Annotated in this window: 18 protein-coding genes and 1 tRNA gene; 12 read left to right on the forward strand and 7 right to left on the reverse strand. The window is 67.3% G+C overall.

Going from position 1 to position 25,101, the window contains the following annotated elements:
* The first annotated feature begins 48 nt into the window (after nucleotides 1-48).
* Together VHA82_RS23900 and VHA82_RS23905 are read left to right on the forward strand one after the other, a co-directional pair.
* Complete coding sequence (locus VHA82_RS23900) at nucleotides 49-912, forward strand: mechanosensitive ion channel family protein (protein WP_325547917.1); 864 nt, start codon at nucleotides 49-51, stop codon at nucleotides 910-912.
* Between the two features lie 46 nt (nucleotides 913-958).
* On the forward strand, nucleotides 959-2,038 hold the full coding sequence (locus VHA82_RS23905; RefSeq protein ID WP_325547919.1) for an acyltransferase: 1,080 nt from the start codon (nucleotides 959-961) through the stop codon (nucleotides 2,036-2,038).
* Between the two features lie 39 nt (nucleotides 2,039-2,077).
* Here VHA82_RS23905 and recD read toward each other — a convergent pair whose 3' ends face one another.
* From recD to VHA82_RS23925, 4 genes are all read right to left on the reverse strand, one after another.
* A complete protein-coding gene (gene recD / locus VHA82_RS23910) occupies nucleotides 2,078-3,922 on the reverse strand; it encodes an exodeoxyribonuclease V subunit alpha (RefSeq protein ID WP_325547921.1) in 1,845 nt (614 codons plus the stop codon).
* The gene (recB, locus tag VHA82_RS23915) at nucleotides 3,919-7,575 is read right to left on the reverse strand and encodes an exodeoxyribonuclease V subunit beta (RefSeq protein ID WP_325547923.1); all 3,657 of its coding nucleotides are present in this window, start codon (nucleotides 7,573-7,575) and stop codon (nucleotides 3,919-3,921) included. The genes recD and recB overlap by 4 nt, the downstream gene beginning before the upstream one ends.
* A complete protein-coding gene (gene recC, locus VHA82_RS23920) occupies nucleotides 7,572-10,940 on the reverse strand; it encodes an exodeoxyribonuclease V subunit gamma (protein WP_325547925.1) in 3,369 nt (1,122 codons plus the stop codon). Before recC ends, recB begins: the two co-directional genes overlap by 4 nt.
* A gap of 80 nt (nucleotides 10,941-11,020) precedes the next feature.
* Nucleotides 11,021-13,291, reverse strand: a complete 2,271-nt coding sequence (locus VHA82_RS23925; protein WP_325547927.1) for a SulP family inorganic anion transporter — start codon at nucleotides 13,289-13,291, stop codon at nucleotides 11,021-11,023.
* An 83-nt stretch (nucleotides 13,292-13,374) separates the two neighbouring features.
* Here VHA82_RS23925 and VHA82_RS23930 point away from each other — a divergent pair.
* From VHA82_RS23930 to VHA82_RS23960, 7 genes are all read left to right on the forward strand, one after another.
* Nucleotides 13,375-13,448: transfer RNA gene (locus VHA82_RS23930), tRNA-Gly, on the forward strand.
* A gap of 69 nt (nucleotides 13,449-13,517) precedes the next feature.
* Nucleotides 13,518-14,063: a hypothetical protein gene (locus VHA82_RS23935; protein ID WP_325547929.1), complete on the forward strand. Its 546-nt coding sequence runs from the start codon at nucleotides 13,518-13,520 to the stop codon at nucleotides 14,061-14,063.
* 924 nt (nucleotides 14,064-14,987) lie between these two features.
* Nucleotides 14,988-15,494, forward strand: a complete 507-nt coding sequence (locus tag VHA82_RS23940; RefSeq protein WP_325547931.1) for a hypothetical protein — start codon at nucleotides 14,988-14,990, stop codon at nucleotides 15,492-15,494.
* Nucleotides 15,495-15,707: 213 nt separating this feature from the next.
* Nucleotides 15,708-16,811: a DNA sulfur modification protein DndB gene (dndB, locus tag VHA82_RS23945; RefSeq protein ID WP_325547933.1), complete on the forward strand. Its 1,104-nt coding sequence runs from the start codon at nucleotides 15,708-15,710 to the stop codon at nucleotides 16,809-16,811.
* A 7-nt stretch (nucleotides 16,812-16,818) separates the two neighbouring features.
* Nucleotides 16,819-17,055, forward strand: a complete 237-nt coding sequence (locus VHA82_RS23950) for a hypothetical protein (RefSeq protein WP_325547936.1) — start codon at nucleotides 16,819-16,821, stop codon at nucleotides 17,053-17,055.
* Between the two features lie 36 nt (nucleotides 17,056-17,091).
* On the forward strand, nucleotides 17,092-18,354 hold the full coding sequence (locus VHA82_RS23955; protein ID WP_325547938.1) for a hypothetical protein: 1,263 nt from the start codon (nucleotides 17,092-17,094) through the stop codon (nucleotides 18,352-18,354).
* Nucleotides 18,355-18,411: 57 nt separating this feature from the next.
* Entirely contained in the window at nucleotides 18,412-19,677 is a 1,266-nt protein-coding gene (locus VHA82_RS23960) for a hypothetical protein (protein ID WP_325547940.1), read from the forward strand.
* Nucleotides 19,678-20,207: 530 nt separating this feature from the next.
* On the opposite strand, the gene VHA82_RS23965 is transcribed toward VHA82_RS23960, so the two are convergent.
* Nucleotides 20,208-20,465: a hypothetical protein gene (locus VHA82_RS23965; protein WP_325547942.1), complete on the reverse strand. Its 258-nt coding sequence runs from the start codon at nucleotides 20,463-20,465 to the stop codon at nucleotides 20,208-20,210.
* Between the two features lie 139 nt (nucleotides 20,466-20,604).
* The gene (locus VHA82_RS23970) at nucleotides 20,605-20,760 is read right to left on the reverse strand and encodes a hypothetical protein (RefSeq protein WP_325547944.1); all 156 of its coding nucleotides are present in this window, start codon (nucleotides 20,758-20,760) and stop codon (nucleotides 20,605-20,607) included.
* 348 nt (nucleotides 20,761-21,108) lie between these two features.
* On the opposite strand from VHA82_RS23970, the gene VHA82_RS23975 reads away from it, so the two are divergent.
* Entirely contained in the window at nucleotides 21,109-22,050 is a 942-nt protein-coding gene (locus VHA82_RS23975) for a GSU2403 family nucleotidyltransferase fold protein (RefSeq protein WP_325547946.1), read from the forward strand.
* 120 nt (nucleotides 22,051-22,170) lie between these two features.
* Here VHA82_RS23975 and VHA82_RS23980 read toward each other — a convergent pair whose 3' ends face one another.
* Nucleotides 22,171-23,121 (reverse strand): LysR family transcriptional regulator, encoded by a 951-nt coding sequence (locus tag VHA82_RS23980; RefSeq protein ID WP_325547948.1) that lies wholly within the window; start codon nucleotides 23,119-23,121, stop codon nucleotides 22,171-22,173.
* An 85-nt stretch (nucleotides 23,122-23,206) separates the two neighbouring features.
* Here VHA82_RS23980 and VHA82_RS23985 point away from each other — a divergent pair, with 85 nt between their 5' ends.
* Both VHA82_RS23985 and VHA82_RS23990 read left to right on the forward strand, forming a co-directional pair.
* Nucleotides 23,207-24,202, forward strand: coding sequence for a Bug family tripartite tricarboxylate transporter substrate binding protein (locus VHA82_RS23985; RefSeq protein ID WP_325547950.1), 996 nt, complete (start codon nucleotides 23,207-23,209; stop codon nucleotides 24,200-24,202).
* Nucleotides 24,203-24,209: 7 nt separating this feature from the next.
* Complete coding sequence (locus tag VHA82_RS23990) at nucleotides 24,210-25,094, forward strand: MBL fold metallo-hydrolase (protein WP_325547954.1); 885 nt, start codon at nucleotides 24,210-24,212, stop codon at nucleotides 25,092-25,094.
* Nucleotides 25,095-25,101 lie beyond the last annotated feature (7 nt).

The raw sequence follows: 25,101 nt of genomic DNA on the forward strand, positions 1-25,101 counted from the left end.
CCAGCGGTTGACGATTGGCGAGTGCCACTCAACGTTGGGAGAGCAAGCATGCCCGTCCAGATCACCGAATGGAGCGACGCGCTCATGACGTCGCTCGCCTCGGCGATGATCCTTTTCTTCTCGGCCATCCCGAAGATCATCGGCTTTCTCGTCATCGTCCTCATCGGCTGGTTCGTGGCCTCCGTGCTCGAGCGGGCGATCACGGCCGTGCTGCGCCGCATCCGCTTCAACGACTTCGCGGCGCGCGCGGGTCTCACCGACTTCGTCGCGAAGATGGGCATGGCCACCGATGCCGCGGGCCTGATCGGCCTCGTCGTGAAATGGTTCGTCCGCCTCGTCGCGCTCGCCGTCGCGTTCGACGCGCTCGGCCTGCCCGCCGTCTCCGAAGTGCTGCAGCAGCTCCTTTTGTGGCTGCCGAACGTGGTGGTCGCGCTCGTGGTGCTCGTGATCGGCGGGCTCGCCGCGAAGGGCTTCGGCAACGTCGTGCGCGGCATGGCCGCGGAGGCCGATCTCAGCAACGCGCAGTTCCTCGCCAAGCTCGCATCGGTCGTCGTGTGGGCGTTCGCGATCGTGGTCGCGATCCACCAGATCGGCGTCGCGACCGAGCTCGTGAACGCGCTTTTCATCGCCATCGTCGGCTCGATCGCGCTTGGCCTCGCACTCGCGTTCGGCCTGGGCGGGCGCGAGATGGCCGCGGAGATGCTGCGCAAGTGGTACGACAAGGCACAGGAGAAGCAGGCGCAATTGCAGCAGGCGCGCGACGCCGCGGTGACCGAGGACACGATCGTGCAGCATGCGGGCAGTTGGCCCACGGGCGGCTATCCGGGTACGGGTGCGGGTGCGGGTGCGGGTGCGGGTGCGGGGCCCGGCGGCGTCCCCGCGCACAGAAGGCACGCAGCCGAAGGCGGCTGAAGCCCCGGCGGCCCGCGCGTGCGGATGGGCTACGATCCCCATCCGCATGACGCCCGCCCACCCGCGCCGCAGCCTGCCGGCGCTCACCTCGCTTCGCTTCATCGCGGCATCGGGCGTCTTGCTGTTCCACCTCGCGGTGGGCCACGACCTCGCCGCGCTGCCGCTGCCGCTGCGCGGCTGGCTGCAGGCCGGCTACCTGGGCGTGACCTTCTTCTTCGTGCTCTCGGGCTTCGTCCTCTACTACGTGTACTGCCCCGAACGCGAGGATGCCGCGCCCCAAACGCGGCTGCGCGACTTCGCGCTCGCGCGCGCGGCGCGGCTCGCTCCCGCTTACTACCTCGCGCTGGCGATCGCCTTGCCTTTCGTCTGGACGCAGGTGAACGCGGGCGCGGTCTCATCCCACGCGGCCGCCTCCGCGCTCGTGCTCACGCCGGCGCTGCTGCAGGCCTGGTATCCCCCCGCGTCGATGGTGTGGAACGCGCCGGCGTGGTCGCTTTCGGTCGAAGCGTTCTTCTATGCCGCGATGCTGCCGCTCGCGGCCTGGTCGGCCCGGCACTCGCGCCGCGCGATGTTCGCCCTCGCGGCGGCGCTGCTGGCCGCCTCCGTCGCGATCGTTCACGTGCTGCCGCACGCGTTCGACATGACGAGCGCCGACGGGCAGAAGTTCATCGGCTACTTCCCGCCCTTTCACCTGGCCTCGTTCGTGACCGGCATGGCCACGGCGCGGTGGTTCATCTTCGGCCCGCGGCAGGCCGCATCGACCCACACGGCCCTGTTCTTCGCGAGCGCGGCCGCCGTGCTCGCTCTGCTGGGCTGGCGCGATGCGATTGCATGGTGGCACTGGCTCTACTGGGCGCTCGTGCCGCTCTTCGCGCTCGTCGTGTACGGCGCGGCAAGCCTCGAAGGCCCGGCGGCTCGGGTGCTGGAGCATCCCTGGCTCGTTCTCCTCGGCGATGCGAGCTATGCGCTCTACATCCTGCACGTACCCTTGCTCATGTGGGCTTTCGGGGGCATGCCCATCGCACCTGCGACCGGCGTGGCGGCGGCGGCCGCGATCGTCGGATTGTCCGTGCTCACGTATCGATTCCTGGAGACACCGCTGCGGCGGCGCATCGCACGTCTGTGAGATGCCGGATCGGCCGCGCGCGCGTCCGGGCGCGACTCTTCATCGCTGCGCGCCAGCACGACGACCCGGCCCGTTGCCCGAAGCGCCAAGCGCCTCCGAAAGCCTTGTGGGCAAGCCGCTCGAACGCACCACCTTCTGCGCGATCGCCGTGCGCAGCGCGTCCTCGGTCGCGCGTACCGTGACCCGCTCGCGCGCGCGCGTGACCGCGGTGTAGAGCAGCTCCCGCGTGAGCGCCGCGCTTCGATACGTGGGCAGCATCACCAGCACCTCTTCGAATTCCGAGCCTTGCGATTTGTGCACCGTCATCGCGAAGGCCGTCTCGTGCCGGGGCATGCGCGCGGGCGCGACGGCGCGCCAGCCGCTCGCGCCGTCGGGGAACCAGACTGCCGCCTGGCCGGCCTCGTCGGGCAATGCGATGCCGACGTCGCCGTTGAAGAGCTTCAACGCGTAGTCGTTCACCGTGACGATCACGGGACGCCCCGTGTACCAGCCCGAACCTTCGGTCGCGGCAAACGCCCCCGGCGCCTCGGCAAGCGCGTCGCGTGCCTGTGTCTCCAGCGACGCGTTCACGGCCGTGACTCCCTCGCCCCCCTCGCGCACGGCGCACAGCACGCGATAGCGCGCGAAAGCCGCGTGCACCGCGGCGACGTCGCGGCAATCGCGAAGCACCGCCGCGAAGTAGCCCGCGTAGCCGTCGGCGAGCGAGCCGGATGAAGACTCTTCCCAGAGCACCCTCTGTGACTTGCCCTCCCCGCGCAGCCATCCCACAGCCGCATCGGCATGGCCCGCGTTGATCTCGGCGGCGAGCCGGCCGATGCCCGAGTCGGCCGCGAAGCGATAGTTGCGCTGCAGCCAGACCACGGCGTTGCCGAGCGCCCTTTCCTGCTCGGGCTCGGGCGTGACGATGCTGCCCGCACGCAGCTTGCAAAGCTTTTCGAGCTGCGCGCGGCATGCGGCGTCCAGCATGGGATCGGCGCAGAGCTCGGCGAACACCGCGCCCGACTCCACCGCGGACAGCTGATCCTTGTCGCCCAGCAGCACGACGCGCGCGCGCGGCGGCACCGCTTCGAGCAGGCGCGTGACCAGCGCGAGATCGAGCATCGACGCCTCGTCCACCACGAGCACGTCGATCGGAAGCGGATCGTTCGCGTCATGCCCGAAGCCGTGGCGCGGGTGGAAGCGCAGCAGGCGATGAATCGTGAAGGCCTCTTCGGGCAGGCGCTGGCGCAGCGCGGCCGGCAGATGATCCGAGCGCAGGCGAATCGCTTCCGTCATGCGCGCCGCGGCCTTGCCCGTGGGTGCGGCGAGCGCGATGCGGCTGTGCGGATCCTGCGCGAGCAGACACGCGAGCAGGTTCACGACCGTCGTCGTCTTGCCCGTCCCCGGCCCGCCGCTGATCACGACGAGCCCGTTGCGTAGCGCAAGCGCCGCGGCGATCTTCTGCCAATCGGTTTCGCTGGTCGCAGAGGACGCCGCGAACAGCGTGCCCAGCAGCTCGCGCGCGGCCGAACCGGGCTCGCGAGCCGGCATTCGCGCAGCGGCGGCGAGGCGCCGTGCCAGCCGACGCTCGTAGTCGAAGTAGCGGTGCAGGTACACGCGCCCGTCGTCGTCCACGACGATGGGAAAGGCGCGCGGCGCCTGCGACGTGCCTGCGACGCCGCTTGCGAGCAGGCATTCGCGCAGCGCCTGCGACGGCGCGAGCTGCGCATCGGCCGCGACGAGCTCTTCCAGCGTGATGCACACGTGCCCGCGGCTCGTCGCGAGGCTCAGCTCGCGCGCGACCGCACGCGCGACGTCTTCATGCGCCTTCGCCCAGCGCGCCACCTGCGCGGCGAAGCCGTCGGCGAGGTCGCGGGCCGGATCGCGTTCGGGCATCGCGCTCATGCGCGGGTCTCCCGCGGCCGCCCGAGCATCGTGTCGAGCTCCTCGACCAGCGCGCGCGGCGGCCTCGTATGGAACACGCCGGCGGCCGATCCATCTTCGGCCACCCACGACGGCCGCACCCCGCGCACGAACAGGTAATACACGCCGCCGAAGTGGCTGTCGTAGTCGTAGCGAGCGAGCCTGCGCGCGAGCCAGCGATGCACCGCGACGGTGTACAGCAGGTACTGCAGGTGATAGCCGCCTTCGTCCATCGCCTGCCGCACCCGCAGCGGCGAGTAGTCCGCCGCGTCGGCGCCGAGCCAGTTGGACTTCCAGTCGACGATGTGAAAGCGCCCGCCCTGCTCGAACACGAGGTCGATGAAGCCGCGCAGATAGCCTTGCAGCGCCTGAGTGCCGCTGCCCGCCGCGATGCCATGGCGGCGCAGCGCCGCGGTGATTCGCCGCATGTCCAGTGCCGGTGTCGCCAGGCTGAATTCGAATTCCGCCCGGCGCTTGTCCGCATGCACCTCGCGCAGCACGAGCCCGCCCGGAAGCCTCGCCGCGAGCACGTCGGCGAGCATGCGCCGCACCATCGGCGCGAGCTCGCCGGACTGCGCGCGCGGCGCCGGTGGACGTGTGCGAAGCGTCCTCGCGATCGCATCCGGCCAGGATGAATCGTCGCCGAAGTCGGCCGACTCGAAGACCGCGTGCAGGCATTCGCCCGCGCGCGCGCCGCGCGGAAAGCGAAGGATGTCGTCCGCCGCGATGCGCGCATCGTTCGCGATCCGCGCGCCCGCGCGTTTGCGCTCGGCGTCGTCGCTCGCGCGCGCGTCGCGATCCGCCGCGGCCGCTTCCGTTTCGCGCTCGACACCGTGCGCGAGCATGCTGTAGCTGCCGATGCGCCAGCCACGGGGGATCGACTTCGGCGCGGGCAACGCGGACAACGCCTCGGCCTTCGAGCGCGGCAACGCGACGCGTCTTCCTCGCCCCGCCGGCAGCGGGTCAAGAGCGACAGCTCCGGCAGCGCGCGTCGCGAGGCGCTGCCATGCATCGAACACTTCCTCGATCGACACCCGGTTCTGCGCCCACTCGGCCGGGGTCGACTGCTCGCCGGCCACCAGCCAGTTCAGCGGGTTGCGCGTGCATTCGACAATCGTGGTGGAAGAAGCCCCGACTTTGCGCGCGTAGCCGCCGACCACGAGGTAGCAGCGATGCACGGCACGCGTGAGCGCGACGTAGATGAGGCGCAGCCGTTCGGCGTCGGCCTCGAGCCGGATGTGCCCCTTCACGCTCGCGTCGTCGCGCGTGTTGCGGTAGTCGATGACCGGCACACCGCCGTCGTCGTGATACTCGCTTCCAGGCAGCTGCGGGCCGCCGCCGCCAGCGGCGCCGTTCCACAGGAACGGACAGAGCACCACGGGATATTCGAGCCCCTTGGACTTGTGGATGGTCACGATCTGCACCAGCGTGCGGTCCGACTCCAGGCGCACCTGCGTCGCCTCCCCCGCCGATGCATCGCGCCGCTCGCGCCGCAGCCACCGCAGCAGTGCATCGGCGCCGGGATGCGCCTCGGCCGCTTCGTTCAGCAGCTCCGACAGGTGCCGCAGGTTCGTGAGGCGACGCTCGCCGTCCGTGCGGCACAGCATGCGGCCCGCGATGCCTTCGCGGGCGATCAGCTCCCGCAGCATGAGCGCGACGCCGCGATCGCGCCACGAGTCGCGGTAGTCCTCGAACCGCGCGATGCACGCGAGCAGCGCCGGCTCGTCGAGCGCGAGCGCATCGAGCCGGTTCGCATCGAACCCGAGCAGCTCCGTCGCGAGCGCGGCGCGCAAGGCGGATTCGCTCGCCGGGTCCGCGATCGCAAGCAGCACCGCCTCGAGCTCCTGAGCGTCGGGCGAAGCGAAGACGCTCGTCTGGCGCAGCTCGACGCTGCCGATGTCGAGCTTTTGCAGCTCCTCGCGCATGAGGCTGCCTTCCTTGTGGCTGCGCACGAGCACGGCAACGTCGCCCGCCGCGAGCGCGCGGCCATCGAGCGTGATGTCGCCCGCCTGCGCCGCCGCGAGCAATCGCGCGATCTCCGCGGCGCAGGCTTGCGCCGCCGACTGCTCCACGTAGGCCTTCAGAGGCGGCAGGCCATCGTCCGCCAGAGGAATGTTCCAGAGCTGCAGCGGCGCGCGCGAGGCGCTTCTGTCGACGAAGGTGCCGCGCTTCTTCCCGCCTTCCTTCACGGCTCGGTACGCGAGCCCGTCGAGCATGAAGGCACGCGGATTCGCACCGAACAGCGCGTTGAGGCCGTCGAGCAACTGCGCGGTCGAGCGCTGGTTCGCATCGAGCGTGTACCGCGAGGCCGCCGTCTCGCGTGCGCGCAGATAGGTGTGCAAGTCCGCGTTGCGAAAACCGTAGATCGCCTGCTTCGGATCCCCGACGAGAAAGAGCGGCAAGCCCGTCGCATTCGCATACACCCGATGAAAGATCGCGAACTGCAGCGGGTCCGTGTCCTGGAACTCGTCCACGAGCGCCGCGGGAAAACGGCGGCGCAGCGTCGCGGCGAGCGCTTCGCCGCCTTCATGCGCGAGGCGGTCGTACACGTTGAACAGCATGTCGTCGAACGCGACGACGCGCTGGCCTCGCTTGCGCTCGCGAAGCATCGAGGGGCCCTCCTGCACGACGCGCTTCAGCAGATGCCAGCGCGCGCGTTCCAGCTCGCCTTCCTGCGTGCTCCACGCATCCACCAGTTCCTGCGCGACGTGGAAGAACTCGTGATCGTCGCAAGGCGCGTGGTTCTTCTTCGGCTGCAGCTTCGACCTGGCGAAGAGGTCGAGCTTCTCGGCCTGCGGCGGGCATGGCGGCAGGCTGTCGAGCAGGAAGACACTGTCCCACGCCTCGGTCGCGGCCTGCACGGATTCCGGCTTGTAGCGCGTGCCGTTCAGGCGCGGCAGGGCCTGCGTCACGCACCCGACGATGCGATCGCGATCGGCAAGCCACAGGGCCCGGGCGCGCTCGAATCGCTCTTCCAGACTCGCAGGCGGTGCGATGACCGCGGCCTCGTCGGCCTCGGGCCACAGCACCTTCGCGAGCGGCTTGCCCGCATGGCGCTTCAGCAGGTCCGCCCATCGCTGCGGCGACTCGCGCTTGCGCAGCAGCCAGGCCGCGAGCGCCGGATGCAGGTCCGCGCCCGACACGTGCAGCCGCCAGAAATCGTTGGCCACTTCATGGCGCAAGTCGCTGTCGTCCTCCACCAGTTCCTGCGCGAGCGGCAGGCCCGCGGCGAAAGGCGCGTCGTCCAGCGCGCGCTTGCAAAATCCGTGGATCGTGAAGATCGCCGCCTCGTCGAAGCCGCGCAAGGCGCGCGTGAGGCGAAGGCGCATCGCCTCTTCGCCGATGCCTCGCTCGTGCATCGTCGCAAGCAGCCGCGCGACGAATTCGTCCTGCGTGGCGCGGCCTTCGACGGCGGCAAGCACTTCGGCGATGCGCGCGCGGATGCGATCGCGCAGTTCCGCCGTCGCCGCGTTCGTGAAGGTGACGACGAGGATCTGCTGCACCGCGAGGTTCTTCTCGAGCAGCAGCCGAAGATAGAGCCCGCAGATGTTCCACGTCTTGCCCGTGCCCGCCGAGGCTTCGATGAGGCGCACGCCCTCCAGCGGACACGCGAAGAGTTCGAACGGCGTGCTCATGCCACTTCCGCCACGTAGGCGACGCGCCGGCCGCCGAGCGCCGTGAACACGTCGGTCGCCATCGACGCGAACCACGGATCGTCCGGCGGCTCGGGCCGGCCGCGAAACGCGAGCGCGTAGCCCGGCCGCGTGCGTTCGCCGAACCGGCCCATGCGGCCGCCCCAGGTTTGCAATGCGCGGTAGTCGCCTTCTTGCAGCAGGGCCCACGACGTCTTCGCGGCGAAAGGCACGGGTCCGCTCAGGCCCATGCGGTAGTACGTGATGAGCAGCGTGAGCTTTTCGCGGGCTTCCTTCGGCGCGATGGGATCGAAGACGCGCTTGCCGTCGCGGCAAAACCAGATCAATGCGGGCCGCACCCCTTCGGGTGGATTCGCGCAGAGCAGCAGATGATCGATGCCGGCCGCGATCACGTCGAAGGCGCTTTCTTCGCCGTAGTAGAAGCGGATCGCGCCCTGCGCCCGCAAATCGGCGAAGCCCGTGTGCACCACCCATCGCTCGCCTTCCACGTCGAGCGCGACACGCGCTTCGTGGGGCGGCAGGACTTCGCCCGCCGATGCCGCAAGCACGCGTTGCGCGAAGCCCTGCAGCTGCGCCAGCTCGCTGTCGCGCTCGGCATCGCCGAGCGAGCCCGGCGGCAGCTCGACTCCCGCTTCGGCGAGCGCGCGCACGGCGTCCGCGGATTCGCCGCGCAGCAGCGCGGGCAGAAGGCGCTGCGCCATCGCACCCGCGGCAAAACGCGTCGGCACGAACGGCTCGTCGTCCTCGAGCTCGGCTTCTTCGCCGGGGACGTCGAGCTTCAGCCGGCGACGCAGCACGTAGCGGCTCGGATTGCGGAAGAAATCCACCAGGCTGCGCGCCGCGACTTCGCGCCACTCGTCGCCCGGCGCGGGCAACGGGCTCGCGAAGAACGCGACGGCCGGCTCGCGGTCGGCCTCGTCGTCTTCGTCATCCGCAAGCGCGGCGCGATTGGCGCGCAGCTGCACGCCGTGCGTGACGCTTTCCCGAAGCGCGGCGGCCAGCTCCGCGTCGAAGCTGCGCACGCGCTCGTCCGCGCCTTCGTCGAAGGCGACGGGCGAGAACGGCTGCAGCGGATGCTCCACGACGAGCGCGTCGCGCGCGGCCTTCATCGACTCGGGCGAGGCTTCCGCGGCGATCGCGGGCATGATCGCGGGCACGATCGCGGGCACGATCGCGTCGAGCAGTTCCGCGATCAGCACCGACGGCGGCAGCACGGAGTTGTCGCGGATGCTGCGGCCGGTATAGCTCAGGTAGAACTGCGACCGCGCGGCGAGCAGCAGATCGAGAAAGAGCGTCCGCTGGTCCTGGCCGCGCTGGCGGTCGCCCGTGCGGGGCGCATCGGCCATCAGGTCGAACTCGATCGGCCGGTCCGCATTGGGAAACGCCGTGTCGCCGAAGCCCACCGCGCAGACGATCCTGAACGGCAGATTGCGCAGGCTGCTCGCAGACGCGAAGGTGACGCGGCCGGTGGGCACGCCGCCGCGCGCGGGATCGTCGAGCACGCGGTCGAGCGCCGCGCGCAGCACGGACGCATCGACGTCGCCCGTGAAACCGCCGCGCACGAAGCCTTGCGCGAGCGCGTCGATCGCGCGGTGAAGCTCCAGGTGATCCTCGATCGCTTCGCGCGCCGGTGCGATGAATTCGTCGGCCAGCTCGTGCAGGTAAGCGGCCCATTCGGCGCCCGGCCTCGCGCGCCACAGCTGCGCGCGCAGCGCCCGCAGCCCGTCGATGTAGCGGCGAAACGCGCCGAGCGCCATCGCACCCGACCCTTCGGGCGCGCCGCGGGGGAGCCGACCGTCGAACGGCTGCGACACCTCGTCGGGCAACGCGTAGCCCAGGTAGAGGCGCTCCAGTCCATCGGCCAGCGTGTGCGCCGAACCCACCGGCAGGCCGAGTCGCGCGAGGTGCTCGACGTCGAGCCCCCAGTTCATGCCCGCGGCGAGCATCCAGTCGCGCACCTGCCCAAGCGAATCGTCGTCGAGATCGAATCGCCGCGCGACGCTCGGCTGCTGCAGCAGCGCGAACACCTCCGTGGCCGGGCAGCGCGACGCCGCGAGCCGCATCAATTGCGAGAAGGCGCGCACCGAGGGATTCACGCGGCTGCCGGCGCGGCCCGTGATCGCATAGGGAATCCGGCGCGCGGCCGGCGCCGTGCCGAATACGGCGTCCACGAGCGGCGCGGCGCGGTCGAGATCGGGTGTGACGACGAGCACGTCCGAAGGCTGGAGCGCGCGGTCGGCCGCGAACCGCGCGAGCAGGTGATCGTGCAGCACCTCCAGCTCGCGCGTGAGCGAATGGCACACGTGCACTTCGATGCTGCGGTCGGCCTCCGGCTTGTCGACGCTGTGAGCGGGCAGTTCTTCCAGCGCGAGGATCGCGTTCTGCACGCGCGCGAGCAGCGTCGCCTCGCCGACCTCGACGAAGAGTTCCGTCGTGCCGACGCCTTCCTCGTCGCATGCGCCACGCAGGAGCGCGAGCGATGCCTGCGCCTGCCCGCCCCACGAGGCGAGCAGGCGGTTGCCCTCATCGCGCGCCTGTGCGCGGCCCGCGGCGTCGAGCTCGGCGAGCGCCTTCGGGCTCACCACGTCGAACCAGTATTCGCGACAGGGGTTGATGGCATATACGTGCACGTCGATGCAGCGGCCGAGTGCCTGCAGCCCCTGCAGGTGCAGCGGCGCCATCGCAGGCGGCGCGAACACGTGCACGGCATCGGGCACGCCGGCGCTGCGCGCGAGGGCGGTGCCACCCGCTTCGAGCCGCCGCGCCATGAGCTGCAAAGGATGTTCCGCGACGAGATTCAGGTCGCGCGCGATGCGCTGCCAGAGCGCGCCTTGCCACGCTTCGTCGGCGGTGAAGTCGCCGTCGTGGCCCGCGCGAGGCGGCACGCGTTCTCCGCGCTGCCACCGCACGAGCCAGTCGGGGCGGTAGGTGACGTATTGCTCGAAAAGCCGCGCGGTGCGTGCCGCCAGTTCGTAGCGCATGACTTCGTCGCCGCGCGCGGCCGCGAGGTAGCTCGCGAGGCGCGTGTGCGAAGCGACGAATGCACTGTCGCCGAACGCGGCGTAGATGCGCCACGTGAGCGAGTCGCTGTCGAAGGGCGATTCGGGCTCGACGCCGGAGACGAGCCGTGAGACCTGCGTCCAGAGCCATTGCGCGAGGAAGGAGAAGCGCACGTTGGCGCAGACCGATTCGCGCTCGGCGATGGCGAGCGAAAGCGCGCGGCGCATCGCGCTGCCCGCGACCACGATCTCGTCCGCGGCGAAGACGTCTTCGCGCGGAGTCGCAAGCTGTGCCGTGAGAAGTGCTGCGAGGGGTTCGAAGCGGTTGGAGAAGTGGGCGTGGAACATCGTCGGTGCTACGGGAAATCGTAGCAGCTGTGGATGCGAAGTTCGACCGAACGCCTCGATTCCCTCCGCGCCCTCGCCCTCTAACGCTCCTCCAGCTCCCGCAGTTCCCCATCCACCCGCCGCAGCCGGTGCGCGATCACGCTCGCGAGTCGCTCGAAAAGCGTGGCCGCCAGCCGAGGCTCCTCGCGCGCGAGCGCGTCGAAGCGTTCGCGCGACAGGCCGTAGAGGCTCGTCTCGCTCGTGGCCACCGCATCGGCCGATCGCGACATGCGATCCAGGAAAGCAAGCTCACCGAAGAGTTCGCCACGCCCGAAGCTGCCGAGGTGATGGTGCTTGCCGCCTTCGAGCGGCAGGCGAATGTGGATCATGCCGCTGCGCACGAAGAAGAGTTCGTCACCCGCGTCACCGCCCTTGAAGAGTACCTCGCCGGGTTTCAGCGCGACGTCGCGGATCGCCCGCGCGAGCAATTGCACGGCCGCGGGCGGCAGCCCCTGCAGCTGGGGGAGCTGTGCGAGCGAGAGCGCGTTGCGCTCGTCGCGCTCCGTCCAGCCCGCGGCGCGCAGGATGCGATTTTCCATCGACTCCAGCGCCGAATCGCGCGTCTCGAAAATCTCCACGCCGCCTTCGTGCGTGAGGCCCACGCGGTCGAGATAGCGCTGAATGTCCTGGCGCGAGGCGCGGCCGGAGGGCATGCCGCACAGGAGCAGCGCGCCTTCGCGCTCCAGCAGGCGGTGGCGCACGCGTTCGAAGAGATGCGCCGCGGTGTAGTCCATGAGTGCCACGCGCCGCAGGTCCAGCAGGATGAAGCGGCGCTTGGCGAGTTCGGGCTCGAGTTCGTTCAGGAGCTGGTCGGTGGTGCCGAAGAAGAGGTTGTCCTTCAGTTCGACGACGAGGCCGTCGCTGCCGTGGCGATCGAGCAGGCTGCTTTCGGCTTCGGAGCGCCGGCGCGAGCAGCGCATCGCCGTGAGATCGCGTTTGCGCAGGATGACGGAGGCCGTCGCCTGGTCGCGGATGAAGAGCAGGATGGCGAGCCCGATGCCCGCGACCGCCGCCTGGATCAGGCCGAACACCTGCGCCACGACGATGACGGTGGCGATGATCGCGAAGTCGAGCCGCGTTTCGGCGTTGAGCGCGAGGCGCATCGCGCCGAAGTCGAACATGCGAAACGCGACCACGAGCAGGATGCCCGCGAGTGCCGCGAGCGGCACCCATGCGATCGCACCGGCGAGCACGAGGAGCACGAGGAGCGCGAAGACGCCTTCGGCCACGCTCGCCCAGATCGTGCGTGCACCGCTCGTCACGTTCACGAGTGTCGGGCCCATCGTGCCCGCGCCGGGCATGCCGCCGAGCGCGAACGACACGAAGTTGGCCGTGCCCTGCGCGAAGAGCTCGCGGTTGGAGTTGTGGCGGCGGCTCAGCAGCGCATCGAGCACCACGCCGGTCTTCAGCGTGTCGATGGAAAGCAGCACCGAGAGCGTGGCCGCGCTCGCGAGGACGAGGAGCACGTCGTCGAGGTCGATCGCGCCGAGGCCGGCGAGCCGCGAGGCCGCCGCGTCGAGCAGCGAGCCGGACGTTTCGATCGGGCCCACGACGAGTGGATTCTTCGCCGTGTGCAGCAGCGACGGATCGAAGACGCCGAGCACGAAGTACGTGAGCGCGCCCACGGCGAGCGCGACGATTGGGGCCGGAACGCGTTCGATTTTCTTCTGCGCGAGCGCCATCGCGAAGATCGTCGCCGCGCCGACGACAACGGCCTGCCACGACCAGAGCGCGGGCAGCGTTGCCGCGTCGGTGAGTTTCGCGCCGCCGGGTGCGCCCAGCAGCATCGGCAGTTGCGTGGTGGCGATGATGAGTGCCACGCCCGAGAGGTAGCCGGTGACGACCTGGTAGGGGATGTATTTGATGAGGCGGCCCACGCGCAGCGCGCCGTAGGCGATCTGCAGTGCGGCGGCGATGAGGGCGGTGAGCGCGAGCAGCGTGACGATGCGCTCGGGCGACGTGCTGCCTTCCTGGGCGAAGTGCCCGGCGAGCCCGCCGAGCACGGCGGCGGCGGGCGCGCAGGGTGCGGTGATGAAGCCGGGATTGCGTCCGACGAGGGGCGCGACGATGCCGAGCGAGAAGGCCCCGACGATGCCCGCGAGCGCGCCGGCGCCGGCGAGCGCGGGATCGGCGGCGGACCAGACGGCGACGCCGAAGGCGAGCGCGGAGGGGACGGCGACGAGGGAGGCGGCGAGGCCGGCGGCGAGGTCGGTGAGGAGGCCTGGAGATTTCGTGGGCGCGGGAGCGGGCGTGGTCGTGGGTGACGTCGCGTCGAGCGTGGCGGGTGCGGCGGATGCGGGGGCGGCGTCCATCGAAATCATTCTAGGAATGCGATGGCGAGGCTTGTTGATCCAGGACAGATGGGGGGCGGCTGCCGCTACAATTCCCGTTCCGAGCGGGCGTAGTTCAATGGCAGAACTGTAGCTTCCCAAGCTACTAACGTGGGTTCGATTCCCATCGCCCGCTCCATGTCTCGGTTGCCAAACGCGGCCCCATCGGCCATATTCGCTATTCGCGAATTGCGAATATGGCTGTCGAATGGAACTCAAACCTCAAGACCTGCTGGTGCTCCTGAAGGTGGCGGCACACCCGCCGCGCCGCTGGACCTACGCCGCTTTGGGCGAAGCGTTGGCGATGAGCGCCTCGGAGGTACACGGCAGCGTGAAGCGGGCCGTGGCATCCGGCCTGGCAGTGGCGCTGTCTCGGGGTGAGTGGTCGCCCATACGCCCCAGCCTTCTTGAATTCGTCCTGCACGGCGTGCGCTACATCTGGCCCGCCACGCCAGGGCCGGTCAAGCGAGGCGTGCCTACGTCGTTCGGAACCGACCCCCTGGCCAAACGCCTGACGACAGTTCCGGGGGAAGCGCCTGTGTGGGCGCACCCCGCCGGCCGCGCGAAAGGTCCCACGCTGTCGCCGCTCTATCGGACGGCGCCGCACGCGGCACTGGCCGACCCCGCCCTGCATCGCCTGCTCGCTCTGCTGGATGCCTTGCGCACCGGCCGCGCGCGAGAGCGCGCGATGGCAGCCAAGCTGATGGAGACGGAGTTGATGAAATTCCACTCGGAAGATGTCGATGCGAGCTGATGACCCGAACCTGCCCAATCTGCGTCGAGTCGCTCTGGCGCTGGGTGAATTGCGCGAGCAAGTCGTGTTTGTCGGAGGGGCCGTGGCCGGCTTGCTGGTGACAGACCCGCTTGCCGAAGGCGTTCGCGCCCGCGTGACGTGGACGCGGTTGTGAACACGAACCGATCGATGTTCCATCTTGTCTCAGCGCGAAAAGGCAACGCGGTTGAACGACGGGGGCCTAACTGCGCCTGGTGGCGGCGTCTGGCAGCAGGGCCAACTCAGCCGGATCGAGGCGCGTCTACGCGATCGTCCAGTGCCCGCGGAAGCAGATTAGCTTGGCGTCCAGCCAAGCTGTTGCTCAAAGGCCTCCCTGAACGGCGAACGTATCTGGCGGGGAGCACGCCTAACGTACTCCTCGGCATCCGCTCGTACAGCATCCGGTCGCTGTCGGAGATATTCCACCGCTTCTGCGGCCGAAGCCGGCGGTGCGCCCCGCACGCCGCCAAACATCGGCGGTAACGCTGTCCAAACCACGCCGTCAAGTGCTCGGCCTTCAGCCCATTGCTGCACTTCGGCATACCCCGCGCGATGTTGCGCGTCGAGTGAAGGCCATCGTCCGATGCCAGCGCCCTTGCATCGCTCGCGTGCCATGAGCAACGCTTCGGCCCTTGGCAGGTCAGCTGCATCGAGCAACACCCACAGCGATCGGGATTGGGGCACCCCTGGGGTTATGACGAGCGTCAAACGTCCGACTCCCTTATCAGAAGTACGAGCGAACTCCAGCGGCAGCCATGGCCCGTCTTCTCGCCACGGTCCGATGAGGGGCAAGTCGCCGGGCCTCCAAACGAGAGAACCCCACCCCAGGCACGCAATTGCCATGGTCAGCTCAACCTAGCATCCACCCGAACGTGGCTGCGGGCTTTGGCGGCTGCACCGTCGAGGGTGGCAAACACCATCGGTACCGTGCGGGCGATCTTTCGAGCACCCGCCACCCTCTTCGCCTCCTGCACGGCCGGCAATGTACTGCGCCGGGTTGGCCAAGATCTTGTTCACCACACGCGCAGCTTCGCGACGTTCCGTCTGGGACAGGCTGCGGTTCAGGAAGCGATTCCGTGTCCCGAAGACGCGAGTAGCCAGCAGTCGCGACACGCTTTGAAGGAGCGGGCCATGCTCTTCCATCACAAGATAGTCACCGGGCGAGAACTCGATGAGATCGCCACGCGCCCTCGGCCATGGGTGCACTCGCCGCTTCGGCCAACGCCCAACCCAATTGATCTTTCTGTCCAGGCGGTGCGATCGCGGCTCGCCACTGGTGCCACCTACGCCAATGACGAAGTCGTAACGGTAGTTCCGTACGCGACCCATGCAGTCTTCATTCCCGAAGCGGCCAAAACCATCCGGATCGCCAGGGTGGGTCCGCTTGTAGATGAGTGCGGACGGCGCGTCTGAATTCAACATGTCGAACTCCTTGCGGATAGGATGCGAATAGCCGACTAAAAAGCTCGGCAATACAGCTCCACTTGCAATATCGAAGAGCTGTATCTACATTGTAGACGAGCTGTACGGAATTAGCCGCACAGCTCTCTTGTGAAAGTCGATGAGCTGTATCAACCTAACTGAGCGTTGTCGCTCAACAGGCCCTCAGCTCGAAGGAGAAAATTCATGTTCGTCCATGTCCCCGCCATGCGCGGAAAGCTCGGCAGCCGCACGTACTACTCGTGCCTGATGCCGATGAGTGCTGTTCCCAACCTGTTCAAATTCACAGACTGGGCTGGCTTCAGTCCCGAAGATCGCGAGCAGCGCGTGCTCAACGAGAAGCGCGTCCCCGACCTTCGTGACTACATCCTCGAAAACGAAGATGACTTCATCTTCTCGTCGATCACGGCCTCTTTCAAGTCCGAGCCTGTGTTCGTGCCGGTCAACACGCCGGCCGCCGAGAACGGTGACAGCAGCATCGGCATTCTCAAACTTCGCCTCGGCGACGAGTTGATCATCAACGACGGCCAGCACCGGTGCGCGGGCATCGCCCAAGCGTTGCGCGACAACCCGAGCCTCGGTGAACAGACGATCTCCGTGCTCCTGTTCCCCTGGGAGAGCAAGGAGCGGGTCCAGCAGATGTTCTCCGACCTCAACCGGTTCGTGCAGAAGACATCCAAGTCGCTCGACATCCTGTATGACAAGCGGGACAAGGTTTCGGCCGCCACGCTCGCAGCTATCGACAAGGTTCCGGTCTTCAAGGAGCTGACGGACAAGGACAGCGTCGCCTTGAAATCGAAGTCCCCGAAGCTCTTCACCCTGGCTGCGCTGTACGACGCCTGTACCGAGTTGCTGAAGGGTCGCGAGGAGGAAGACATCGCCGACAACGCTGCGTTCCTCATCGACTACTGGTCCGCGGTGTCGGACCACATGCCGGACTGGAACAAGGTGCTCACCCGGCACAAGGAAGCCCAGGAACTGCGCGCCGAGAAGATCGTCTCGCACTCGACGGTGCTTCGCGCGCTGGGCGGCCTTGGTCTCGACCTCATCAACGACCCGAACTGGAAGGTTCGGCTCGCCGCGCTCGAATCGATCAACTGGTCAAAGAAGAACCCCGACTGGGAGAACGTGTGCATCGTCGCGAACTCGGTTGTGTCGAACCGGCAAGCTCGCTCGGCGACAAAGACCTACATCAAGGGGAAGCTCGGGATGCCTCTCACCGACGCCGAACAGCGCACGCTGGACCGCACACCTGCCGGGTCGGCCCAGATCACTCTGGATGACCTGTGAGACGACCATGGCGATCTACAAGAACGGAAATCTGCTGCACCACTCGCAGGACCAGGCATTCGACGCAGTCCATTCGCCTGGCACCGCAGCCCCCTTCGCTGGCATCTACAGGTGCGCGACCTGTGGTCATGAAGTGGGCATCGCCCATGGACACACGTTGCCGCCGCAGGGCCACCACCAGCACGCACCCGGGATAGGCCCGATCCGCTGGCAATTGCTCGTCTTCGCGCAGCACAACCCCTGAAACCAGAAGCGCCTCGCCCAGGGCGAGGCGTGCTTCATGGAGAACATCATGAGCGATCAAGTGGATGGGACACCCGACCTATCTGAAGTGGTGTCCCGCGCAATGTCAGCAGCTCGCGCGGCCGAAGAGGCATCGCAGAAAGCCAACAGCGAGGCGGGCTTCGCGTTCAACGCGAAGGGCGCCGCCGAAGAGCACGCGCGGGCCATTTCGGAGATCAAGGGCCGCGCCGAATCCGATGCGGCGTGGTTTACGACCACACGTCAAGGCATCGAGCAAACGCAAGCTACTGTGGTGGCGATCCGCGCCGATCTTGAGGCTGCGCAGCGTACTTCGACCGAGGCGTTGGCCGAGATCGAGAAGCTGCGCACCAGCACCAAGGCTGCGGCTAGCGAGGTGGCCGAGCGGCTTGAAGAAGCAAGAACTCAACGAGACCAAGCCGCAGATGCCTCCAAGGCTGCGGCGCAGCACACCGCGTCCGCGGCGGAGCACAAGAACACCAGCGAAGCTGCTGCCAAGCGAGTCACCGAATTGCTGGCGCAGGTCACCGAAGCTGCCGAGAAAGTCGCCGAGCAAGCCGAGCAAGTGTCCGAGAACGCCACGGGGGTCGATGCAGCGGCGAAAACGGCCAAGACGTTGGTCGAGTCGATGGGGATCGCCGACAAGAAGGCGGCCGACATTCTGAACATCATTCAGGCGCACGAAGCCGACCTGGCACGACTCAAGACCGAGTGCGACACCTTGCACGCGCGCATCGAGGGCTTGCTGCCCAACGCGACGAGCGCCGGGCTGGCAACCGCGTTCCGCGATCAGAAAGCGCGGTTCAGGCGCCCGCAGCTGATGTGGCTAGTCACGTTCGTCGCCACCATCGTGTTGTTGCTCGTGTCGGCCTACGTCGGTCTGCCGTCGGCGAACGACCCCTGGGACACGATCGGCCGTCACTTCGTGAACCGCTTGCCACTCATCGCACCCCTGATCTGGCTGGCGATCTATGCCGGTCGCCATTACGGTCTCGCGCTGCGGCTCCAAGAGGAATACGCATACAAGGAGGCCGTCTCCGCCGCGTTCGAAGGCTACAAGCGCGAGATGGGCAGCGTGGGCGGGACTGGCTCTGCGGGTGCAAACCCTCTGGTCACGCTCTGTGAAAACGTGCTCCGAACACTCGGGCAGCGCCCTGGTCGAATCTACGAAGGCAAGCACGAAGACATCACGGTGCTCACGCCGGTAGCGCATGCCGTACGCGAAGGCGTCGAAGCAGCATCCGGGGGAGTGAAGAAGCTCGCCGCCCCGGCGGTCGAATGAGAGGACACAGGGATGCGCTTTGTGCCCGAAGTTCACGATCGAGAATTTCCACGGCTCGTGAACGGATTTGCGCAGTTGGTCGGCGCGGATCGCCTGAAGCGCCGATTCGACTGGATCCATCGCGAACTCGCAGCCAACCCGTTCATGGACGGTTGGCTGCGGGAGCGCTGCTCGCTCGAAATTGCTTTGAACGACATCTTGGCGAGCGACAGGGTTTCGCTCTTGACCCCGCTGAAAGTCACTACCGAAGCGGAATACGAGCTGGTCGCCTTTCTCGCGGGCGTAATGAAGATGTACCCGCTGCTGTCGGCCGCAGGCCAACGGCGTCTTCAAGGTCGACTGATTGACGGCATCCAATCCGAGCAAGGTCTTCTGGCCGTTCAGCACGAGGTAACCACCGTCTCCCACCTCATGACTCGAGGCTTCGATGTCGAGTGCCATGATCTCGAGCACGGAGGCGGATTCGACTTCCTTACTCGTCGCGACGAAGTCGAATTGGAAGTCGAGTGCAAGATGGCGTCGGGGGACATCGGCCGCAAGATTCACAAGCGGAAGAGCCTCGTATTGTTCAAGGAGCTACAGGGCGCAATTGCGCCGGCTTACGCATCGGCATCTATGGGCCTCGTGGTACGGGTGACTCTTCCCGATCGCCTGAGCGGCAACCACGAGGACCATCGCAAAATCGCCGGCGCGGTGACTACGGCGCTGCTCTCCGGAGGCGAGGCGTCGTCGGATGCTTGTAGCGTGCGGACCTACGACTTTCCGATAGCGGGCAGCCCCTTCGACATCGCCCCTGAGGCGGAGCTTTCAAAGCCTGCCGTTAGTGAATTCATCCACCGAGTGACCGGCCAGGGAAACACGAACAGCATGACTGTCTGCTCACCTGGGAAGCGCGCGGTCGTTCTTGTTCTCGATAGCATGAAGCAGGACAAGGTACTCGAGGCAGTGCGTGCGGTGATGCGTGACTCCGCGATCAAACAGTTCACGAAATCCCGCCCCGGGGTGCTCGCAGTGCAGTTGCATGACTTGTCGGAAGCCCAGTTCCGCGAGCTTGCCGGCGCTGACTCTGGAGATCGACAAAGTGCGACCGGCGTGCAGGTGATGACTTCCGACCTGTTGAACAGCCCCAGTCGCGCGCACATTCATTCTGTCGTTTACCGCGCCCATGGTGAGCTGGTGGACAACGGGGCGGTGAAGACTTCATCGGCGATGGCCTACTACATCGTCAATGAAAATCACCGCGTCGCACGAGACCCGAAGTACGCAGTTTTCAACGACCCGAATCGACCCCGCATAAGCCCGATCTTGCTGACATCCGGCTAGACGAGTGATGGCGGGGTTGACGGCTGTGACGCTTCCCTGTGACATTTCGAGGGTACAGCGGCCAATCGGCCGCTGGTTCCACAGTGAAGCGGCGGGCGCCAAAAGGTGTGTGACACCTCCCATCGCCCGCTCCATGTCTCGGTTGCCAAACGCGGCCCCATCGGCCATATTCGCTATTCGCGAATTGCGAATATGGCCGTCGAATGGAACTCAAACCTCAAGAGCTGCTGGTGCTCCTGAAGGTGGATTGTTGGGGCGGTCGCTTGGGGTAGACGAACGATCAGCCCTCTTCGCGACGGGACTGCCTATAATTCCCGTCCAAGTGGATTGGGGGTTCCTGGTCGGCGTCATGGCCTCGGTGGGTTCACCGGGGCCATTCGCTTTTCGGGTAGCTCCTGTACATCGAACCCGTTTCCCACGTTCGCGCTTGGAGACGGAGTTGACCTTGTAGTGCTCGCAGAACTGCGTGTAGCGCCACGTGCGGCCACCGGGATTGGCGCCCACGTACTCCTGCCACAGCAGCATCAGCGTCATGCCCTTGCGGTCAAGCTCGCGGTGCATGCGCGCCCATCGGGTTCGACGAAGGGCTGCGCGCCTGACGCTCGCGGCAGCAGCGCGGCGGTCAGTTGCCGCTCGGTCCAGTCCTTCACGGCTTCCCATTCGAGACCAGCCGCACTGGCCAGCCCGACGTACTTGGCAACGGCGCCCTTGGATATCTTCAGGGCAGTGGCGATCTGCTCGTGCGACATCCGAGCGTGCCAGTTGAGGCGAATCACGTCCTTGATCATGCGTAGAGACATTCGTGGTTGAGGCATCCATTCTTTCATTGGCAAAGCCGACGAGCGTACGGATGCCCGGGGTTGAGGTCTTCTACGCAGCACCTGGCTGCCGGGGCGACACCCCTTTCAGGCGTCGCCGACTCGGCGGTCACGTTGGCCGAAATGGCCGGTCACGATGCCGAAACGGCCGGTCACGATGCGCCCAAACGAGGCTGCCGGTCACGTTGCCGGAATCCTCGGTGACGATGCCGAAATCGCCGGTCACGTTGGGCCGAAATACGCAACATCCAGCGACGATCTTCATCTTCAGGTCGGCACAGGCGGACGCCGCAGTACCAACCGCAGGCGATGACGTGCATCGACGCACCGGGCAGCAGCCGGAAGTGCTTGTGCGACATCGCAGCAAAGTCGCGGCCCCAAGCTTGCGCGTACTGAATAGCCCCATAGCACTTCTCGCTGATGTAAGGCCGATAGAGAATAGAGAGGGTGTCTCCCAGGTCGCAAAGCACATGCATTGACGCGAATAGGTCTTCGGCAACCACGCTCTTACGGACCTTCGCGACTACCTGGCAAGCCGCGCTGACCGATCCTGCCCTGCACCGCCTGCTCGCGATTGGCCGCATAAAATGCAAAATCGGAAAATACACGGCCAATGGACTTCCTCCCCCTGCCCGACAGCGCTGCCCGACAGCTGATCGATTCGGCGACCGTGTTCGACGAGTATCGGCGCGTCCGCGGTCAGGCGCGCACCTATTCCGGCGGCATGTACTGGAAGCGCCAGGGCGAGTATGAATACCTCGTGAAGACGCACGCGGACGGCCGGCAACGCCGCGTTGGCGCGCGTTCGACCGAAACCGAGGCCACACATTCGGAGTTCACTCGCAGGAAACTCGAGGTGGAGGCACGCCTGCGGTCACTTCGCAGCGCGCTCGCAGAATCGGAGCGCCTGAACAAGGCCCTGAAGGTGGGCCGCGTGCCTGCGGCTGTGCTCGGCGTGCTGCAGGCCATCGAGGATGCCGGGCTGGGCGAACACTTCGTCGTGGTGGGGACGCACGCACTCTATGCGTTCGAAACAGCCGCCGGAGTGCGCATCGTGCAGGGCGCACTGGCCACCCAGGACGTGGATCTGTTGTGGGATGCGCGAAAGCGGGTGCGGTTCATCACCGACCTGGGCAAGCTCGATGTGTCCATGCTGCAAGTTCTGCAGCGCGCGGATCGGACCTTCCGACGCAAGGAGGGGCAGAACGAGACCGCGATCAATGCGCGCGGATTCGAAGTCGACTTCCTGCGCCGTCAGCCCGAGGCGGACAATCCGCACCCCTTCCGCTTTTCCGACGACGAAGACGACCTGTGGCCGGTCCAGGCGGTGCGCGCATTCGTCTTGACCACCGCGCGGCGCTTCGACCACGTCGTGGTTTCAGCGACGGGGCGCATGGCCCTCATGCGCACGATCGCTCCGGCTGCATTCGTGGAGTTCAAGCGGTGGATGGCAGCCGAAGCGCCCAAGCGAGAAGCGATGAAGCGCAGGCGGGACCTGAGGCAAGCGGACATCGTGCAGAACCTGATCGACCAAGGTTTACTGCCGGCGAACTGAGCGGCTGACTTTCCGCGCACACTCTGCGTCGCAAGAGCGTGGTCACCCGATGAAATAAGCGGCAAGTCGATCGCTCAGTCATGGTGTCCCAGGTACCATGCAACGCAGGCACTCGCCAATTCACTCCGCCCGCTGCTGCTTCACCGCGAGACTCCTCAACACATTCCTCAACGCCGCCACATTGCTGAAGTTCCACTGCCGCGCCTGCGCGATCAGCCCGACCGGCGGCATCTTGAACGCCGACGAAAACGCAACCACCCGCACGCCCCCCAGCTGCTCCAGATCGCGCCCGATGTCCAGCGGCAGCACGGCCACCATGTCCACATTGGCCGCCACCAGCGCGTGAACCGCCTTCGTCGACGCCGTCTCCACCGCAGGCGTGGGCGGTGCCATCTTCGCGTTGCCGTACACGGCGACGATCGCCTGCCACGTCGGGCTGTCCAGCGGCGGCACCACCCACCGCATCCGCGGATGATTCGACAGCTTCGCCCGCTGCTCGCGGATGCCGCTCTTCGCATGGACCAGCAGGCACGCGCTCTGCGTGAAGAGCATCTCCTGCCGCAAGCCTGAAGGCGCGGGCCGCGCGGCGCAGCGGCCGATCACGGCATGCAGGTGCTGCATCCGCAAGCCTTCGAGCAGCGGCGCGGTGGCGCCTTCGATCACGCTCACCGTCATCGCGTGCTCGCCCACCAGCGTCGACACGAGCCGCTCCAGAAGATGCGTCGAGACATACGGAATCACGCCGAGCTGCAGCCGCCCGCCGCGCCCTGCACGATGCGCGCGAATCTCCGACGACAGCGATGCGACGTCCGCCACCAGCGCCCGCCCGCGTTCGACGACGAGTTCGCCGACCGGCGTGGGCGTCATGCCCGCCACGCGGTCGCGCGTGAAGAGGTGGCCGGCAAAGAGCTGCTCCAGATCGCGCAACCAACGGCTCGCGGCCGGCTGCGTGAGCCCGAATTCGCCCGCCGCCGCGGACAAGGACCTCGCGTCGGCGATCTTCTGCACGAAGAGCAGGTCCTTCATGCGCAGATCCTTCACCAGGGCTCGCGCGAAGCTGGCATCGTCCATCGCACCTGTATACCACTTCCGGCATGACCGGATGCATCGGGTTGCCGCTACGCTCATGCCATCGAACCCACCCCACGGAGCAGGCATGGATCGTTCTGGTCATTTCCGCACGAGAGCCGCCTTCACGAGGCGGATGGCGCTCGCCTGTATCGCGGCCCCTTTGCTGACGGGCTTCGCCCACGCGCAATCGGCCCGGCCGCTGCGCATCATCGTGCCCTACGCACCGGGCGGCACGGGCGACGTGATCGCACGGCTCGTCGCGCAGGAGATCACGCAAGGCAACGGCCAGTCGGTCGTGGTGGAGAACCGGCCGGGCGGCGCGGGCGTGATCGGCGCATCGGCGGCCGCCAAGGCGGATGCCGATGGCTCGACGCTGCTGCTCGGCTACACGTCCGAACTCGTCATCTCGCCGCACCTCATCAAGGGCGGCGTGTCGTACGCGACGGACCGCGACTTCAAGCCCGTCGCCTTCGCGGGTGCGACGCCGCTGCTCCTCATCGCAGGCAACAACGTGCCGGGCGCGAATCTGTCCGAGTTCATCGCGGCGGCGAAGTCGAAGCCCGGCACGTACTCGTACGCCACCGCGGGCAACGGCAGCCCCGCGCACATCGCGGGCGCGCTGCTCGCCAAGCTCACCGGCACGCAGTTGCTCAACGTGCCATACAAGGGCGGCGCGCAGGCGGTGACGGATGTCGTCGCGGGCAACGCCAGCATCTATTTCTCCGGCATGCCGCCGGCCGTGCCGCTCGTGAAGAGCGGCAAGGTCAAGGCCTTTGGCGTGGCCGCGAAGACGCCCTCGCCCGCGCTTCCCTCCGTGCCCGCGCTCGCCACCGCCTACCCGGAACTCGATCTGAGCGGATGGTTCGGCTTTCTCGCGCCCGCGGCCACGCCGCAGCCCGTCGTGGATGCGCTGCACGCGAAGCTCGTCGCCGTCCTGCAGTCGCCCACGGTGAAGGCGCGTTTGCTCGACAACGGCGTGGAGACGCGCCCCATGAGCGCGGCGGATTTCGGCGCGTTCCTGAAGGCCGAGCAGGCGAAGTATTCGCGCCTGATCGAATCGCTCGACATCCATGGCGACTGAGCCGCGCATGAGGATCCGGCTTCTCGGCACCGGCACTCCCACGCCCTCGCTGCGCCGCATGTGTTCCGGCTACGTCGTGCAATGCGCGGGCAACTGCATCGTGTTCGACCACGGCTTCGGCGCGCATCACCGGCTGATGGAGCTGGGCATCCAGGCGAAGGACGTGTCGCACCTCTTCATCAGCCACCATCACTACGATCACATGGGCGACTACCCGCGCCTGCTCCTCACCCGCTGGGACCAGGGCGCGGGCCGGGTGCCGGAGCTCGAGGTGTTCGGCCCGCCGCCGCTCGCGCAGATCACCGAACGGCTGATCGCCGATGACGGCGTGTTCGGGCCGGACCTCATCTCCCGCACGCGCAACCAGTGCAGCATCGACGTGTATCGCGCCCGCGGCGGCGCCGGTGAACGCGCGCGGCCCGCGCCTCTGCTCAGCGAACTGCGCTCGGGCGACGTGGTCGAGCGCAAGGGCTGGCGCGTGCGCGTGGCGGAGGTGAATCACTTCGCGCCGCACCTCACGTCGTACGGCTACCGGCTCGATTGCGAGGAGGGCTCCTTCGTGTACTCCGGCGACACGGGCCCGAGCCGCCAGCTCGCCGAGCTCGCGCAGGACTGCGACGTGCTCGTCCACATGTGCCACTACCTCACGGGCACTTCGCCCAGCAAGACGTTCAGCGCATTCACGATGGGCCACCTGGAGCTCGCGCGGTTCGCGCAGGAAGCGCACGTGCGCAGTCTCGTCATCACGCACGTCACCGAACAATTCGACCGCCCCGGCATGCGCGAGCGGGTGATCCGCGAGGTGGGAGAGATCTACAAGGGCAGCATCTACTTCGGAGAAGACCTGATGGAGATTCCGGTGTCGGGGCCGGTGGCGGCGCGGCTCGACTGATCTCCGG

The sequence above is a fragment of the Ramlibacter sp. genome, assembly GCF_035548915.1.
Taxonomy (GTDB): Bacteria; Pseudomonadota; Gammaproteobacteria; order Burkholderiales; family Burkholderiaceae_C; genus Ramlibacter.

Excerpts from the sequence above, each read along its gene's own strand:
- VHA82_RS23900 (WP_325547917.1), top strand. The coding sequence starts at position 49 with ATGCCCGTCCAGATCACCGAATGGAGCGACGCGCTCATGACGTCGCTC.
- VHA82_RS23905 (WP_325547919.1), top strand. The coding sequence starts at position 959 with ATGACGCCCGCCCACCCGCGCCGCAGCCTGCCGGCGCTCACCTCGCTT.
- recD (WP_325547921.1), bottom strand. The coding sequence starts at position 3,922 with ATGAGCGCGATGCCCGAACGCGATCCGGCCCGCGACCTCGCCGACGGC.
- recB (WP_325547923.1), bottom strand. The coding sequence starts at position 7,575 with ATGAGCACGCCGTTCGAACTCTTCGCGTGTCCGCTGGAGGGCGTGCGC.
- recC (WP_325547925.1), bottom strand. The coding sequence starts at position 10,940 with ATGTTCCACGCCCACTTCTCCAACCGCTTCGAACCCCTCGCAGCACTT.
- VHA82_RS23925 (WP_325547927.1), bottom strand. The coding sequence starts at position 13,291 with ATGGACGCCGCCCCCGCATCCGCCGCACCCGCCACGCTCGACGCGACG.
- VHA82_RS23935 (WP_325547929.1), top strand. The coding sequence starts at position 13,518 with ATGGAACTCAAACCTCAAGACCTGCTGGTGCTCCTGAAGGTGGCGGCA.
- dndB (WP_325547933.1), top strand. The coding sequence starts at position 15,708 with ATGTTCGTCCATGTCCCCGCCATGCGCGGAAAGCTCGGCAGCCGCACG.
- VHA82_RS23950 (WP_325547936.1), top strand. The coding sequence starts at position 16,819 with ATGGCGATCTACAAGAACGGAAATCTGCTGCACCACTCGCAGGACCAG.
- VHA82_RS23955 (WP_325547938.1), top strand. The coding sequence starts at position 17,092 with ATGGAGAACATCATGAGCGATCAAGTGGATGGGACACCCGACCTATCT.
- VHA82_RS23965 (WP_325547942.1), bottom strand. The coding sequence starts at position 20,465 with ATGATCAAGGACGTGATTCGCCTCAACTGGCACGCTCGGATGTCGCAC.
- VHA82_RS23970 (WP_325547944.1), bottom strand. The coding sequence starts at position 20,760 with ATGAAGATCGTCGCTGGATGTTGCGTATTTCGGCCCAACGTGACCGGC.
- VHA82_RS23975 (WP_325547946.1), top strand. The coding sequence starts at position 21,109 with ATGGACTTCCTCCCCCTGCCCGACAGCGCTGCCCGACAGCTGATCGAT.
- VHA82_RS23980 (WP_325547948.1), bottom strand. The coding sequence starts at position 23,121 with ATGGACGATGCCAGCTTCGCGCGAGCCCTGGTGAAGGATCTGCGCATG.
- VHA82_RS23985 (WP_325547950.1), top strand. The coding sequence starts at position 23,207 with ATGGATCGTTCTGGTCATTTCCGCACGAGAGCCGCCTTCACGAGGCGG.
- VHA82_RS23990 (WP_325547954.1), top strand. The coding sequence starts at position 24,210 with ATGAGGATCCGGCTTCTCGGCACCGGCACTCCCACGCCCTCGCTGCGC.